Annotated in this window: 8 protein-coding genes; 6 read left to right on the top strand and 2 right to left on the bottom strand. The window is 40.3% G+C overall.

What is annotated here, in order from left to right; all coding sequences use genetic code 11:
• Window positions 1-27 precede the first annotated feature (27 nt).
• Together BLV50_RS06435 and BLV50_RS06430 are read right to left on the bottom strand one after the other, a co-directional pair.
• On the bottom strand, window positions 28-924 hold the full coding sequence (locus BLV50_RS06435) for a carbohydrate ABC transporter permease (RefSeq protein ID WP_090806561.1): 897 nt from the start codon (window positions 922-924) through the stop codon (window positions 28-30).
• A gap of 15 nt (window positions 925-939) precedes the next feature.
• A complete protein-coding gene (locus tag BLV50_RS06430; RefSeq protein WP_371129222.1) occupies window positions 940-1,860 on the bottom strand; it encodes an ABC transporter permease in 921 nt (306 codons plus the stop codon).
• A 157-nt stretch (window positions 1,861-2,017) separates the two neighbouring features.
• Here BLV50_RS06430 and BLV50_RS06425 point away from each other — a divergent pair, with 157 nt between their 5' ends.
• The 6 genes from BLV50_RS06425 to BLV50_RS06400 all read left to right on the top strand — a co-directional run bounded on the left by BLV50_RS06425 (window position 2,018) and on the right by BLV50_RS06400 (window position 15,764).
• The gene (locus BLV50_RS06425; RefSeq protein ID WP_177031125.1) at window positions 2,018-3,598 is read left to right on the top strand and encodes a response regulator transcription factor; all 1,581 of its coding nucleotides are present in this window, start codon (window positions 2,018-2,020) and stop codon (window positions 3,596-3,598) included.
• Window positions 3,595-5,421, top strand: coding sequence for a sensor histidine kinase (locus BLV50_RS06420; protein WP_090806557.1), 1,827 nt, complete (start codon window positions 3,595-3,597; stop codon window positions 5,419-5,421). The genes BLV50_RS06425 and BLV50_RS06420 overlap by 4 nt, the downstream gene beginning before the upstream one ends.
• 1,161 nt (window positions 5,422-6,582) lie before the next feature.
• Window positions 6,583-9,135: a glycoside hydrolase family 3 N-terminal domain-containing protein gene (locus BLV50_RS06415; protein ID WP_090806555.1), complete on the top strand. Its 2,553-nt coding sequence runs from the start codon at window positions 6,583-6,585 to the stop codon at window positions 9,133-9,135.
• A 77-nt stretch (window positions 9,136-9,212) separates the two neighbouring features.
• Window positions 9,213-11,687 carry a glycoside hydrolase family 3 N-terminal domain-containing protein gene (locus BLV50_RS06410; RefSeq protein WP_090806554.1) on the top strand — a complete coding sequence of 825 codons (2,475 nt, stop codon included), beginning with the start codon at window positions 9,213-9,215 and terminating at the stop codon, window positions 11,685-11,687.
• A 476-nt stretch (window positions 11,688-12,163) separates the two neighbouring features.
• Window positions 12,164-13,777 carry a methyl-accepting chemotaxis protein gene (locus BLV50_RS06405; protein WP_090806552.1) on the top strand — a complete coding sequence of 538 codons (1,614 nt, stop codon included), beginning with the start codon at window positions 12,164-12,166 and terminating at the stop codon, window positions 13,775-13,777.
• Between the two features lie 247 nt (window positions 13,778-14,024).
• Window positions 14,025-15,764 (top strand): sensor histidine kinase, encoded by a 1,740-nt coding sequence (locus BLV50_RS06400; protein WP_090806550.1) that lies wholly within the window; start codon window positions 14,025-14,027, stop codon window positions 15,762-15,764.
• Window positions 15,765-15,769: the final 5 nt, after the last annotated feature.

The raw sequence follows: 15,769 nt of genomic DNA, 5'->3' as shown, positions 1-15,769 counted from the left end.
ATATGTTAAATCGACAGTTTGCCGAAACTAACCTTTCACAGCACCTAAAGTCAGCCCTTGCACAAAGAATCGTTGTATAAAGGGATATAGAAAAAGAATAGGACCTATTGAGATCATGGTAACAGCCATCTTAAGAGAGTTTTGCGGCATACTACTCATATCAACAGAAGCTCCTCCATTGGATAACGCTGAGATTCTTCGCAACTCGTCGGAATTCGTGACAAGATTGTAAAGAAGCAGTTGCAACGGTCGCAAGTTCTCGTCTGATATAAATAGCATCGATAAATACCAATCATTCCAATATTGCAAGGCAACGAAGAGCGTGACTGTTGCAAGTACCGGTTTGCATACGGGAAGAATGATGGAAGTGAATATACGAAATTCGTTTGCTCCATCTATGAAGGCGGATTCACTAAGTGCTTCAGGTACTCCTCGCATGAATGCTTTCATCACAATGATGTAAAAAACATTAAAGAGTGCTGGAATGATTAAAACAAGCAAATTATCTTTCAAATTCAAGTATTTCATAATTAGGATGTACCAAGGCACCAGACCTGCATTAAACAGCGTAGTGAAGAAGAAATAGAAAGCCAAGCCGTTAGCTATGCGAAACGTACGTTTATGAATAACGTAAGCCGTCATAGCCATCAGGTACACGCTGGCTATGGTACCAACCACCGTGACCAGTACCGTTACGCCATAGGCTCTCAGTATCACCATTGGATTTTCAAGCGCGACTTCGTAAGCCTTTAAAGAAAAAGCAGTCGGGAAAAGGGTATAACCGTTACGGATAATTTCCTGTTCATCAGTTAATGAGGAAGATAGGACCATTAGAAATGGCACGAAGCACAGGATTGCAAAGACACCCAGCAATAGATAAGAGAGAACATTAAAAAGTACGATATCTCCAGATGGTTTTCTCAAGTTGGCAGCCCCTTTCTAAAACAGAGAATAATCTTTGTTATATTTTTTGACCGCATAATTCGCAATCATGATGGTGACAAAGCACAAAATGGATTGGTAGAAGCCCGCGGCAGCTGCCATACCTTCCTCCCTTGTTGAGAGCAAAGAACGGAAAACGAAAGTATCGATGACATCCGTCTTATCATATAGAACACCGTTATTCTGTACCAACTGATAGAACAAACCAAAATCACCTCTGAAGATATTCCCAATTGCAAGAAGCACCAGGATAACAATGGTTGGAGTAAGGAAGGGTAAGGTCAAATGCCATATCCGGCGGAATATATTCGCACCATCAATCTGAGCAGCTTCGTAAATTTCCTTATCCACGCCCATAATGGCAGCCAGGTAATAAATCATTCCATACCCTACAGACTTCCATGCACTGACAAGGATAATCAATAACGGCCAGTAATCGGGGGTATTGTAGATATCGATGGGCTCGGATCCATAGGATCGCATGAAACCATTAATGATACCTGAATCAAAATCAGCAAAACCGAAGACCAGTAACCCCACGGTTACCCAAGAAACGAAATAAGGAAGAAATAGCATCGATTGCGTAATCTTACGGAACCACTTCCCTGATAATTCTACAAGCGCGATTGCAAGTACAATCTCCAAAATGTTGTTGACGATAATAAACGCAATGTTGTACAAGAACGTATTAGTCGTCACAAGTAGAGCCTTACCTGAAATGAAGAAGAATCGAAAATTGTCTAATCCTACCCACGGGCTACCAAAGATACCATCTTGGTAGTTGTATTGTTTGAATGCGATCACCAACCCTGCAATGGGTAAATAGTTGAAAATGAAAAAGAAGACCACAGCAGGTAAGGCCATAAATACCAATAGTCGATTCTTAATCAGATGCTTTAGCAACGATTCACGTTTCACTGTTGAAACCTCCTATTCTTTTTGTAATAATCATGAAAGCGTTATCGTTAGTTTGACAGCTATCCAACACCAATAAAACCCGACAAAATTGTAATCTAGCCAAATATATTGTAGGATCGGAAATAAAAATAAGTCCATGACAGGAGAGCATTTCGAAATGAAGATTCTAATTGCAGATGATGATCCATTTACGCTTCAGGGGATAATTGGGGCGATTAACTGGGACCAGTTCGGCATCGATCTAGTGTTGCAAGCGAGCAATGGAAGTAAAGCGTTAGATATCGCACGCCAAGAGCATCCCGAGCTTCTGTTAACCGATGTACGTATGCCCAAAATGGACGGGGTTGAGCTTGCAACCGCTTATCGGGAAATCAATCCGAACTGTCAGATTATTTTCATGAGTGGATTCTCTGACAAACAATATCTGAAATCCGCAATAAAATTGAGAGCAGTCTCATACGTTGAGAAACCCATAGAAATAAACGAACTACAAGATGCTCTCCAGTTGGGAGTTTCTCAGACTCGGTCGACAGGGCAGAATGCCAAAGTGGAAACGAACATGATGTTGGCAGCTATACCACTCATCTCCAGCGAACTCGCGATAGCAATTACGAAACCCAAATGTAGCAAAGAACGGATTGATGAGTTGGTTAAATTAGCAGGATATACTTTTCCATCCAGAATGCGTTTGCAATCTTTATTGGTGAAGGTTCGTAAGAAAAACATGCTGAATCCACAACGATTGGAATTGACTGTAGAAAACATTTATGGTTTAGTCTCTGGTTTGCTGACAGAATCCAGCACCACGGGGATCGCGGCTGTGAAGGACGAATCTCATATCGTCATACACCTGTACGTCGTCTCAGGCAATCTGGATGAACTCCAGAATGCTGCTGACCGATTTGCCTCGAACTTATTGGATATCCTGCCAGACAAAGAAATGGTATTCATTGCTTCAGGCAAAACCGTCATTGGGCTGTCGGCTACTGAAAAGTCCTATAGTACAGCGGTAATAGCCTTGCAGCATATGTTCTATAACGGATATTCCGTTTACGGGTATCACGAGAATCAGACACCTGCGTATTCCATTGATCCTAACTTAGTGACAGTTTTTGGGGAACATCTCTCCAAACAGGAAATTGAGCAAGCGATTCGGCTTATTTCCAGTCTCACCTTTGATATCAAGCAGCATAAAAACACCATGGTCAATTATGTAAAAGAAATGTATTTCCAGCTTTTGATGACATTGATTCGTGCTTCAGGAGAACGAAATATCCACCTCTTCGATAATACGGAGAGCTCGAGATCGATATGGAACATGATGCACGAATTAGAAACCTTGAGCGAGTTGAAAGATTTGATCGTCATGAAGGTGGAGCACTATTCGTCATCTATTATGGAGCAATCTCCGTATAGTGGTATTGTTAACGGAATTCTTCAATATGTTCATGACCATTACTCCGACATTCATCTATCCATCAGTAAAATCAGTACCCATACGATGCTTACGACCTCCTATCTTTGTAACCGCTTTAAACAGGAGACTGGCCAAACGATTAATCAGTATGTTACGAATTATCGGATTAATAAAGCGAAGGAGCTATTGCGTGATCCCTCGCGCAAGGTGGCTGATGTATCGTTGAGCGTGGGATATAACAATGGAGACTATTTTGCTAAATGTTTTCGTAAATTGACAGGGTACAATCCATCAGAATATAGGGAGGGGCTTGGAGGATGAAAATGAAGGAGAAAGCACGGTTTTTCCAATTTTTTTCTGATCTCAAGCTTAGAAATAAACTGATCCTTTCCTTCTTCACACTGATCATACTTCCGCTCGGCGGGTATTTCTATCTGTCTTCTGAGCAACAGTACAAACAGTTTTTAAATAGGACTTCATTTTCTGTGGAAAGAAACTTTGACCAGTCATTCTCTTTTCTTTCCTTCAAATTTCAACAAATTCGTACAGCGAGTGATATTCTTATATCAGAGAAAATGCTTACCGATGTGATGACATCCGAAGGAAGCACTGATGATTTCTTCATACAGTACAGAGATTTTCTCGATTTGAAGCCATTCTTATCTTCCTTGGAAGACCACAGTAATATTCAAAACGTCAAATTATTCGTTAATGAGGAATTGTTCTATTCAAATGAGAACATTAACCTCTTTAGTCTGGAGAAAGCACGTCAGACCTATTGGTTCAAGCGAATGATGGAGAGTAGTAAAGGGATTTTGTGGGCACCGAACTCTTACTTTACAGATTCCGAGGCAAATAAAAATGATTTTTTGGCGGTTCTCCGGCCATTTCGTAATCCCAATGATTATTCGGAATTTCTTGGCGTTATCCGATTGGATATTCCGCTCAGCATGGTCACTGATATTCTAAACAATGCCGCACCCATTCAGAATAGCTTGACATATATTCAAAATTCCAATGGGGAACTTGTTGCAAGTTCTAATCTCTCGCTTCAACAGGAATATAATATTGATCAGGATCAGGTAATTCATTCCTCTAAGAGGGACCCTCATTTTGTTAAATTGGAGAACTCTGAAGTTTATCTACAGAGCAAAATGATTCCCGGAACCGATTGGTATATGGTTACAGTAATTCCGTTAGAGGAAATTGCTGCTGAAAGCAAAGCCATGCTAAAAAACTCAGTTCTTTTGCTCATCGTTATTGGCTTAATCGCTTTGCTCCTATCCGTTTTGATTTCAAATTATATGACATCACGCTTAACTCGGATCATGCGTAAAATGCGAAATGTACAAGAGGGCAACGTCGTAGCACTCTCACTACCCTCGTCCAGGGATGAGTTCGGGGAGTTAATCGAGAATTATAATTATATGGTTCATAAAATCGGGGGATTGTTAGAAGAACAGTTCCGCTCTGGTCAAGAAATCAAGAGTGCAGAGTTGAAAGCGCTTCAAGCACAGATCAATCCTCATTTTTTATACAATACACTTGATTTGATGAAATGGATGGCACGTAGCGGAATGACCGACGAGATAGGACAGGTTGTGACCTCGCTCTCGAAGTTCTACAAACTTAGCTTAAGCGGGGGGAATACGATCATTTCCATCCGTGATGAACTTCTCCATGTCAGCAGTTATATGCAAATACAGAGCGCCCGATACGCCAGTAAAATCCAACTGGATATTCAGGTGGATGAAGCAATTATAGAGTGTGGCATTTTAAAAATCACACTACAGCCTATTGTAGAGAACGCCATCATCCATGGAATATTATGCACAGATGAAGAAGCCGGTACGATTCGAATAAGGGGCGGTCTCATCAAAGGCAATATTGAGATAATTGTATCGGATGATGGTGAAGGCATGTCCCCGGATACCGTATCCAGATTACTCACTAGCGAGCTCCACAATCAAACGAAAGGTAGTGGATACGGCCTACGAAACATTAATGAGCGAATTCATCTTTTTTATGGTACAAGTTACGGACTTACGTTCCATAGTAAGCCCGGATTAGGTACTGACGTTATCATCCGTATACCTATGCAGAAACTGCAACATCAATCAAATGAGAATGGAAACCAATCCTAAGAATTAGTATTCGACGGGCATGTAACTTGAAATTCATGCTTATTTAAGATTCAGTAAAGGATAAATCATCAAACTTTTCTTGTTTCCGTATTTTTTCGGTGTCAGAACGGTATAGCACTTAATAATTTTTATTAAATGGTTCTGATCATAGAATTTGCCTGATGACCGTGTTCTTGCTCAGATTCCGGAGAGATTCATTTTGATACAATAGCGGAGACTTTCCGCATCCAGACCGAAGTCTATACTTATTTTAGCGGTAATCCAGCCGACGGTATTTCATTAAAGAAGCATATGACCCTTTCTGTTAACCATTATCTCCTCTCCGTGGCTTCGTTACCTAAGGATACCGAAACCGTTGATTGTGCAGGCACTTATCTTTTAATATTGCTCGGAGAAAGCGGTATTAACGAGATAAAGATCTCCTAACATAAAATGTACCTAACCATAAGCACGACCTATGAAAGGTCGTGCTTTTGCGTATGATTTATTCTATCTAGCCCACTTTAATTACCCTAATGATTAGACTGGGCAATGCGTTATATCACTAGGACATACACTTTGACTGGTACAACATATTTGGCTTAATTACAATTCTGTCGGGTTATATTTGTGTGCTGCAGCTGTCAAACTGATGATACTGCTCTAGCGATAGTGAGAAGAATAGTAGAGATTTTCACGCTTACAGCATGCGTCGTTGCGGTTTGTTTTACAATCAACAACGAAATGTCTTTGGAAGAGCAGAGAAGAGGAACCGTGTAGATATATCATAGAAAGAATCGAGGTGCTCCTAAATCTATCATTGCGCAGAGAGTTTTTCATTTTTACCATCCTACTCGACGCTTTTTCTTTCCAATCAACTTCCACATATTCCATTGGTCGAAGTTCACACATCGAAAGGAGACTAGACATTGATTGAACAATGGAGTACGACCATTCAGACACCATTATTACAATATAATACGGTATACGATTACCAAAGTTACACCTCATCTTGTGAGACAAGTCAGGTAACGAATTGGAATCGCCTCACTAAAAGGCATTCCTAATATAGAAGAATAATCATTACCCGGTTTGTCAGAGCGCAGTAGACATGCTGTGCTCTTTATAATATTTCCGTTCGGAGATCGTTTCAAATTATTCCTTGAAAGTGAGTTGAATCGTATGATCGGCACCTGGCATTTTCTGCATCAAACACCAGATACGACGATTAAGATGCAGTTCATCATCGAAAATAAAGAAGATATTGCATTATCTGTTATCCTTGAACCCTTTCCATTTCCAGTTGAAATCCACACCGTGACGGTTGAAGGGAATATGTTACAAGCCAGAGGCATGTCACAGTTTGTCCCTGGTGAATCTTTCGAATTTGATTTGACCTTTGAAGATCAGGGATTCCAAGGCAGGATCAAACTTCCCCACCAGGAAGACTTCTTCGTGAGTGGTTCGAAAGGAACAGGTCCCTCCCTCGAAGATTTACTGATCTCAACGCTCGCTCCTTACCGGAAGAAAGATGTACGGCAACGCGATGATCATGAGATCCGTCAAGCAGTTGAAGCCCTGCTGAAAAAAATGTCCATCACTGATAAAATCGGTCAGATGAGCCAGTGTATGTCGACCAACCTCTCCCTCGGATCTGATGTCGAGTCTGACACGCCAGAGAAACTGATTAGGGAAGGCCGCGTGGGTTCGGTACTTTCTGCTGTAAACAGTAATCGCGTGTTTGAATTGCAGAAAATTGCGGTAGAACAGTCTCCCCATGGTATTCCTTTGTTATTTAACTTCGATGTGATCCACGGCTTTCAGACGGTTTTCCCCGTACCACTTGCCTGGTCCTGTAGCTGGGACATGGAAGCAATCCAAGAAGCTAACGCGATTGCAGCAAAAGAAGCCAGTGCTACCGGTATAAACTACAATCATGGGCCGATGGTGGATATTACACGAGACCCGCGTTGGGGACGTGTCGTTGAAGGCGCAGGCGAGGATCCTTACTTGGGCAGCCTAATCGCCAAAGCGCAAGTCGAAGGTTTTCAAGGGGACAGCCTATTCGATCCAGAAACAATTATTGCTTGTTTGAAACATTTTATCGCATACGGGGCAGCGGAAGCAGGGCGGGATTATAATACAGTGGATATTTCTGAAGGCACACTTCGCAATATGTATTTGCCGCCTTTTCAAGCAGGGGTTGAAGCTGGAGCAGGTTCAGTTATGAATTCCTTTAATACGTATCAAGGCGTGCCTGTGGCAGCAAGCCGCTACATCCTTAACGATTTGCTTCGAAGAGAGTTAGGCTTTGACGGAATATTGATTTCCGACTATGGCTCCATCGATGAAATTGTCGCTCATGGAAATGCGAAAGACAGTAAGGAAGCAGCACAAAAAGCACTTGACGCAACCATGGATATCGAAATGGTAACCCGTTCGTATGATCATCTGCATGAATTAATTGAACAAGGTCTCGTTGCCGTAGATCAATTAAATGAAGCCGTGCGGCGAATCCTGACCTATAAGTATAAGATCGGGATTATGGATGATCCGTTTCGCTATGTTCGTCCGGAGAAAGAAAAGGAATATCACTTTCATCCGAATCATTTGGAGGCAAGTCTAACGTTGGCGAAGAAGTCCATAGTTCTGTTGAAAAATAACAACGTTCTCCCGCTTGCCAACAAGGAACAGAAGCTTGCGTTGATCGGTCCATTCGGCGATAGCAAGGATATGCTGGGTCCTTGGCAGTGGTCCCGCTATTCGAAAGAGACTATAACGCTGAGAGAAGGTCTGGAAAAGAACGGGATTTTGAAGACACATCTGATGGTGGAAGCCGGCTGTAAGGTTGAAGAAGCATTGGAAGAGGGAATTGAGCAGGCTGTCAGAGCGGCGGAACAAGCCGATATCGTCATTCTTGCGCTCGGAGAGAGCAGTGAACTATCTGGTGAGGCTGCGTCCCGCATGGATATTACACTACCGAAGGTGCAACAGGAACTTGCGGAGGCCGTTGTTCGCGTGGGCAAGCCAACTATATTGGTTCTGACTAATGGACGGCCTCTGGTACTGGATTGGTTTGAGCGCCACGTGGATGCCATTGTAGAGACTTGGTTTCTAGGATCTCAAGCGGGGCATGCCATAGCCGATGTGCTCCTGGGGAAATATAATCCTTCCGGCAAACTTACGATGAGTTTCCCCGTACATATCGGACAAGTACCGGTATACTATAACCACTTTAAAACTGGGAGACCCGTAACGGAAAGCAATAAGGGGGAAAAGTTCTTTTCTAGATATATCGATGGCTCCAATGACCCGCTATACCCGTTCGGTTACGGTTTAAGTTATACAACTTTTGAGATTTCGGACATTCGATTATCGAAAACACAGATGACAGATTCGGAAACAATATTTGCCAGCGTAACAGTTACGAATACAGGAGCGGTCTCGGGAGAAGAAACCGTTCAGATGTACATCCAGGATCTGTATGGCAGCGTGGTTCGTCCTGTGAAGGAGCTGAAAGGATTTAAAAAAGTGAAATTGGCAACAGGTGAAGCAAGAGAAATCTGCTTCAGTATCTCTAAAGCGGAATTAGTATACTGGAATCCGAATCAGACGTATGGCACTGAACCGGGGGATTTCAAGGTATATATCGGCACAAGTTCCATTGATGTGAAAGAGGCTTCGTTCGAACTTGTACAGCAGGCACAGACGAAGACAGATCAAATGGTCAGATGATAATAAAAGTCGTTTTAAGAGAAGAGCTAGCTCGTGCCGTTTATCTAAACGCAGACATTATGACTAGGAGGTAAGAGATGATTTACAAAGATGCAAGTAAGTCTATTCATGAGCGAGTCGAGGATTTAATTGGAAGAATGACATTGAGGGAGAAAGTAGCCCAATTATATTGTGCAAATTCATATGGTGGAGAATCCATTTATGACACTAGAACTGAAAAGTTAAAGGACGGCATTGGGACTATAAGTTACTTAAATGATTCCTTTACAGGTGACCTTAAAAAAGATAGGGAGACTATAGAAGACATACAAAAATTTCTTGTCGAGGAAACGAGATTGGGCATTCCGGGGCTGATTCACAGTGAAGGAATAGCTGGGGCGCAGATCCCCAGTGCAACAACATTTCCTCAGTCTCTTAATCTTGCTTCAACTTGGGAGCCGGAATTGGCACAAAAAATGGGTACGGTAGTCAAAAAGCAATTACTGGCCTTTGGATTCAAGGCCGTACATTCTCCTCTGTTCGATTTGTCGAGAGATCCACGATTCGGAAGAGTTGGTGAAACTTACGGGGAAGATCCTTATTTAGTTGCGCAGATGGGCGTGTCTTTTGTCAAAGGAATACAAGGGGATCATGAGATAATGGCTACCGCCAAGCATTTTGTCGGCTACGGAAATGCCGAAGGGGGACGAGGCGGTGGAGAACAGCAAATATCCGAGAGAAGTTTATTGGATAGTTATTGCTTTCCTTTTGAAGCAGCCATTCATGAGGCAAACATAAAAGCTGTAATGAATAGTTATGGGATGTTAAATGAGCAGGCAGTTTCTACGTCAAAATGGCTTCTTACGGACATATTGAGAAACAAGCTGGGCTTTCAGGGGCTGGTTGTAGCGGATTATGGTAGTATCACACATGCATTTTTAAGATATAGAGTGGCAGAGGATGCTAAAGAGGCAGGAATTTTGGCATTAAAATCTGGAATGGATGTAGAACAGCCCGGCAACCAATGTTACCAGCATTTGGTAGAGGCAGTTGAGTCAGGTGAACTTGAAGAGGCACATATTGACCTTTCGCTAAGACGGATTCTAGAGACCAAGTTCACATTAGGACTATTCGAGAATCCCTATGGGGAAGGAGATTTCTTCAATGAAATAAAAAAAGTGGAGAATGCGGAATTATCACTAGAGATTGCGGAGAAATCAATGGTCTTGGTGAAAAATGAGGACAACATTCTACCACTCAAAAAGAAGCTAAAAATAGCGCTAATTGGCCCGAACACAGATACTAAAACCAATTTCTTTGGGGGATATTCATCAGTAGGATCGGCTAACACAAAAAGCAGTGACTTCGATAAATCCGAAGAAGACACTTTCCTGAGAATGATTTATACAGGAACCATTACCGACAATAAAGAGTCATTAAAATTGATGGGAATTGAATTTGATGAACAACCAACTCCTGAACAAAAAGAAATTATTATGAATATGCTCAGAGAAAATTTAAATTCTGATGATTCCTCAAAAAGAGTCTATAAAACGAACGAAGAATTTGTTCAATTATTCTATCCAGATTGTAAATCTGTAAAAGAAGTTATGGAAGCAGAGTTTGGGAAAGATGATGTGCTTCATGCTAAAGGCTGCAATATGTTCAAGGCCATAGATGGAGGGATTGAAGCAGTAAAAGATGCGGTAGAGCAAGCGGATGTTGTGATTGCAGTTTTAGGCGGCAAAGAAAGCATGATCGATCCGGAAGCTACTTGCGGTGAAAACAAAGATAACATCAACATTGGTCTCGAAAAACCTCAAATGGAAATGATGGAAGAAGTATTTAAGCTGAATAAACCTGTTATTTCAATTATTATTGATGGCCGACCATTAGCTACACCTTTTATTAGTGAACACAGTAAAGCAGTATTGTATTCCTGGCTTCCGGCACAGTCTGGAGCTGAAGCCATTTTGAACATACTTACGGGAAAGACTAACCCGAGCGGAAAGCTGCCGGTGACCATTGTGAAAGAAGCAGGACAGATTCCAATGTATAATAGCAGATTGCCACTCTATATTGATATTAATGAATGGGCTTCTTACATTAAAACGGACCATAATGCACCGCTATATCCGTTTGGACATGGATTAAGCTATACACAATTTGAATACAGCGATTTGGTACATGACAGAACGGTTTATGCAAACGGTGAACTAAACATCGAATTTAAGCTGAGAAATGTAGGACAGATTACCGGAGATGAAGTAATTCAGGTTTATATCCGGGATCGAGTAAGCAGTGTTGCAAGACCTGTTAAGCAGCTGGTCGGATTTGCACGGGTTACACTAGATGGGAATAAAACAAAGACATTTACTTTCAAAGTGAACATGAGACAACTGGCATTTCATGACTTGAACATGGATCAAGTGGTGGAACCCGGAACTATGGAATTATTTATAGGTGCTTCATCCCAAGATATTCGATTAAAAGGTTCCTTTGAGATTACAGGAGAAAAAGTTAACGTTGAACGAAAGGTATTTTCATCACAGGTAACGATTACAGAACTATAAAACTAAAAAACTAAACTAAATATATAGTTTACTTTTCGATCAATTTAAATATATATATTTCCTCAGAGCGGCAGCCATGGAAGATAAAATATACTCCTAGCTGTCGCTAATTTAATTCAACTTTCGTTAACCTATTAATTAGTTTACAGCCAAGTGGCCGTGAGTAAGCGTATTCCGCCTAAACGCCTAAAAGATCCTTGATTTAGAGTGAATGAAACCGCTCCAGAGCTATCATGTCTAAATTACCAGGCAAGATTGTAGTAATTATTTGATGCGAAAAATGTCGTCAAATGCACATCATAAAGTCGTTATTGTGGTAGTTTTGATCCGTTTATTCATGTTGGAATAGTAGATGTAGTGACTATAATGCTGAATTATACGTGGAAGGGGATATCATGTAATGAAATATTACAAGTAAACTTGGCTCTTTATAAGATGGTGTCAAATTAATTTACTAGTTAGGGGACTACAACAAAATGAGCATTCGTACTCGAACCTTCCTATCCTTTGGAATAATTCTGTTACTATTGTTAAGTACTACCCTCTACCAACTCCAACAATCCAACATACAAGTGGATGAAATAAAGAAAGCTAATGAAAGGACTTTAAAAGCTGCCTTAATTGCTCAAGATCTTGAACAACTTTTAAATGGGTTCCAGATACAAATGCTACTTCCATCTACTGAATCTACTATACCAACATCAAAGCAACCAATAATTCAAGGATACATAAAGGATTTTAGAGAGAAAGCAACACTGTATGCTAGGCTGATTCCTGAGGAGAACGAAAGTATCCAAGAGATCATGCTAATTTTTTCTGATTATATTAGAGGTGACATTAAAAATGCGGTTCGATTGAATGAATTAGTCATCGATATGAGAAATCAAAACACAAAAAAACTCAGTGAATCGCTCAATCATGTTGTGAAAACAAGCGAGGAAACACGCGGCAACGTCTTGATTTTTCAAATTTTTATATTGACGTCTTCATTCTTACTATCTTATTATTTCGGACTATCCCTAACCCGACCAATCCATAAACTCATTAACATTTCGTCACGGATCTCTGTCAGGGATTTAAGTAACACGCTCGACTATAAACGTAAAGACGAGATCGGTCAATTAGCACTTATTATGGAACAAATGCGCGCAAGTCTGTCCAATTTTATCAAGACCTCAAAGCAAACAGCCAGTCAAGTAGTTGTTTCTAGTATGAAGGTATCAGAGCACGCTCGTGATTCATCGCAAACATTGGTCAGAATTACAGATTCATTAAATAATATTGCTCTTGGAGCTCTGGAACAAATGAAAACGACGAGTGAAACAGCTTTAGCGATGGATGAACTGTTTCAAGGAACGCTACATATAGCTGAGTCTACAACGAAGGTGGCGACTCTAACTACTTCCATGAAAAAACAGGCCCTTCAAGGTAATGAATTATTGGATCAAACAGAGGAGCGAATGAGCACTCTGAAACATACCATTTTCCTTTTTGCTGAAATATCAAACAAATTGACGCAACAGTCCCAAGATATCAATCAAATCATGGATGTTATTAAAGCGGTTTCGTCACAAACTAATCTTCTCTCACTTAATGCTGGAATTGAAGCTGCTAGAGCAGGGGAACGAGGGAAGGGGTTTGCCGTTGTTGCGAGCGAAATTCGTAAGCTTGCAGAGCAAACGAGTAGTTCCTCTGAGCATATTTACCGGATTGTTGAAAACATTCAGAATGATACTCGTTTAACTGTATCGACAGTTCAAGCTGGGAAGGCAGAAGTGGAACTTACAACAGAAACTCTACAAGTAGCCAAGAAAGCATTTGGAATAATATTGCGAGATACTATCGCTATCTCTAAACAATCTCAGGAAGTTACTTCGGCTATTGAACAGATGACCATAGGTACAAAAGAGATCAACACATCTGTAATAGAGCTTGCGGATATAGCTGAAATGTCATACAACCGCATAGAAAAAGTCGTGAAAGAAGCAGAAGTACAGAAGCAAACGACACTTGAAATCACTGAATCCGTTTCTGAAATGAACGGTGAGGCTTCACGTCTTCAAGAACAAATTTCAGTATATAAAACGTAAAAATAGTAGCTGCGTACTCCTCTAAATGGAGACACGGCTTTTATATTTATCGGGAATAAGGAATTGACTGATAGACGAAGCTAGAGGGAAGCATAATACAACCCTCAACATTAGAGAGGTGATTCAGTTCCAGAGGCGAATGTTGGATAAGTACTATCTATTTGCAAATAAGATCAACAAAGATAAAATAGGATCGACTGCCAATAAGTTGAAGACATTATTCGTAAAATAAACAGGAGGACTTCACATGGGTATTCGATTTCCGCATGTTTCTTGGAACTCCATTCGTTTAAAGTTGATTATCGCATTATTCATCGTTACTGTCCCGCTTATCTCACTGCTCTTATACAACAATTATTACAGTATAGATGTTGTCCGTAACCAGGTGGCCATATCCAACAAAAATCTCATTTCTTTGTACATGGGTCAGATTGATACTCAGTTACAAGTTGCTGAAAATAATATACTGGGATTGTCTACAGCCAATTATGATGTTCAATCCATGGATATGCCTAATTCAGAAGATGAGTATCAGCTCGCAAAACACAATGTATCTATGAATTTATCTAACAATATTCTTTTGTATAATTCAATCGATGCTTTTTTTATATTTAATCATGAACGCCAAGATTTGCTGGATGTTTTTCAGTCTTCCATTTCCTATTCTGAACGGATAGAAGTTGAAAGTTTTCTTGTTCAACATTTAAATCAACTTGCGAATACGAACGCACAGGTAGCTCATGACTGGTATGTTAGAGAAATCGAAAAAAACAGTTATATTCTTCGTACGATAAAATCAGGGAACCTTTATATAGGTGCTTGGGTAAATGTCAATACTCTATTAGGTCCAATGAATCTGATTGATTTAGGAACGAAAGGTAATGCGCTACTGGTTAATTCTGCTGGTAAATCTATGGTCAGCACCCATTTGTTTTACGATGAAGATATTGATCTTTCGAAAGGATTCCAACAGGATTATTTAACCGTTAGCAACAATAATTTGCTTGTAGTTGGGGAAACGTCTAAAGAAGGTCAATTCAGTTTGGCTGCCATTATTCCCAATGATCAAATTTTGCAAAAGCTCCCCATGATAACATGGGTAATCAAATGGATATCATTTTCTGCCATAGCATTATTACCTTTAAGCCTATTGTTCCTGCATCGATCGTTGCTAGTCCCATTGAATCGTCTAATCACTGTAATGAATAAGATCAACAAAGGTCTTGTTAATGTACGAGTAGAGGATCACAAAACCTCAGATGAGTTTCAGATGGTGAATCAGACTTTTAATAAAATGATTACGCAGATTGAAGAATTAAAAATTAATGTCTATGAAGAACAATTGAATAAACAGAAGGCGGAACTCCAACATCTCCAACTTCAAATTAATCCTCATTTTTTTATGAACACTTTAAATATTCTGTATAATCTGGCACAAGTGAAGAATTTTGAGCTCATTCAAGAGATGACGCTGTGCTTGGTTCGGTATTTTCGTTATATGTTTCGAAGCAATCTATCCTTTGTATCCTTGCAGGAGGAAATCCAACATGTACGTAACTATATTCAAATCCAAGAATTACGTTTCCCTGATCAATTAAAGTGCGAGATCACTTATCCTGTTTTTCTGAATAATTTACATATTCCTCCATTGACGATTCAAACGTTTTTAGAAAATTCTATTAAACATGGTGTTACATTGGAAGAGGCAATGCATTTAAGTGTGACTCTTGATTTAAAGGAAACAGGATTTATTCCTTATGTTGAAATCATTATTCGGGATACTGGAAAGGGTTTTTCAGAAGAGATTCTAGAAGAGATTCGCGCGGGAAATCGAATCACAGATGAAAAAGGAGAACATATTGGTATCTGGAATGTTAAGAAGAGATTACAACTTTTATATGGTGATGATGCCTCAATATCTTGTTATAATGGTTACCCTAATGGAGCTGTAATTGAAATAAATCTTCCCTATAAGGACGATTTTTAGAAAGG

Origin of the sequence: Paenibacillus sp. 276b, from assembly GCF_900107875.1 — a bacterium.
Lineage (GTDB): Bacteria > Bacillota > Bacilli > Paenibacillales > Paenibacillaceae > Paenibacillus > Paenibacillus marchantiae.
The sequence above is the reverse complement of the archived record's forward strand: the minus strand, read 5'-3'. Positions and strand labels throughout refer to the sequence as shown.

Excerpts from the sequence above, each read along its gene's own strand:
- BLV50_RS06425 (WP_177031125.1), top strand. The coding sequence starts at position 2,018 with ATGAAGATTCTAATTGCAGATGATGATCCATTTACGCTTCAGGGGATA.
- BLV50_RS06420 (WP_090806557.1), top strand. The coding sequence starts at position 3,595 with ATGAAAATGAAGGAGAAAGCACGGTTTTTCCAATTTTTTTCTGATCTC.
- BLV50_RS06415 (WP_090806555.1), top strand. The coding sequence starts at position 6,583 with ATGATCGGCACCTGGCATTTTCTGCATCAAACACCAGATACGACGATT.
- BLV50_RS06410 (WP_090806554.1), top strand. The coding sequence starts at position 9,213 with ATGATTTACAAAGATGCAAGTAAGTCTATTCATGAGCGAGTCGAGGAT.
- BLV50_RS06405 (WP_090806552.1), top strand. The coding sequence starts at position 12,164 with ATGAGCATTCGTACTCGAACCTTCCTATCCTTTGGAATAATTCTGTTA.
- BLV50_RS06400 (WP_090806550.1), top strand. The coding sequence starts at position 14,025 with ATGGGTATTCGATTTCCGCATGTTTCTTGGAACTCCATTCGTTTAAAG.